Annotated in this window: 1 protein-coding gene; it reads right to left on the reverse strand. The window is 66.5% G+C overall.

The genetic code is table 11. The annotated features are described in order from the left end of the window. Window positions 1-74 precede the first annotated feature (74 nt). Complete coding sequence (locus JS521_RS35845) at window positions 75-989, reverse strand: transposase family protein (RefSeq protein ID WP_205087017.1); 915 nt, start codon at window positions 987-989, stop codon at window positions 75-77. Window positions 990-1060: the final 71 nt, after the last annotated feature.

Here is a 1060-nt window from a genome sequence, read left to right on the forward strand (position 1 = left end):
CCAAATGAGATGGCGTCTAACGAGTTGGTGCGTGATAGCGGGTGAGGCGTGTTTGGCCTGGTCGTGGCCTGTTCTCAGTTGTTGTGGGTGCGGTCGGAGACGAGGCCGGCGATGGCGCGGTAGGTGTCGGGCAGGCGGTCGCGGCGGTGGGCCCAGCGCGTCAGTTGCTTCCAGCGTTTGTGGTCGGCGAGGGCGTGTTCGACGGTGATGCGGTCGGATGAGTGGCCGTGACGGTCGCGTTCCCATTGTTCGACCCTGCCGGGCAGTGCTCCCGGACGCGGTTTTCTGGGCGGTGTGATTGCTTGCCCGCGGTGGTCGCGGCTCAGGCCGAGGTAGCCGTCGTCCAGGAGGACCTCGACGTCGGGGAAGTGCTGGAAGCAGATGGCGATGCCTTCGTTGCGGGCGGCTGTCGCGTCGTGCATACGACCAGGCCGCAGGGCATCGGTCCATAACGTGCGGCCGCGCCAGTCGGCGATCACGGTGGCCTTCATCGTGTTCTGCTTCTTCTTGCCCGAGACGAACGCACGTCGACCACCGCGGTTGGCCTGCGGCCTGCGGACCTGGATCTCGGTGGCGTCCAGCCGCAGCTCGACGCCTTCGGACTGGGCGTAGGCGAACACGTCCGTCAGCGTCCGAAGACGCAGGCCGGGACGGTCGGGAACCGCGCACCCCCGCTCGGCAAGGAGCGTGCGTATCTCTGCGATCGCACGGGTGATGGTGAAGCGGTCGACGCCGAACATCAGGCCCAGCACCGAGTGCGGCAGGTCGTGCCGTAGATGTATCAGCGTGGCCACCAACCGGTCGACGAACACCAGCTGGTGACGGGCGCCGGCACCCGCAGCCCGCTTCCTGATCCCGCCCCGTGCAGCATGACGACGGCCTTCGACACCGGCCTGCCACGGCACGGCCAACTCCTCGACCAAGCAAGCCAGATGATGCCGCGAGATTCCGGTGAACAGCCGATGCGCCAGGACCGTCCGATTGACCATGATCGCCACAAACGGATCATGCCACCTGCCAGCAACGACGCCTCACCCGCTATCACGCACCAACTCGTAAG

The sequence above is a fragment of the Streptomyces durocortorensis genome (assembly GCF_016901035.1).
Classification (GTDB): domain Bacteria; phylum Actinomycetota; class Actinomycetes; order Streptomycetales; family Streptomycetaceae; genus Streptomyces; species Streptomyces durocortorensis.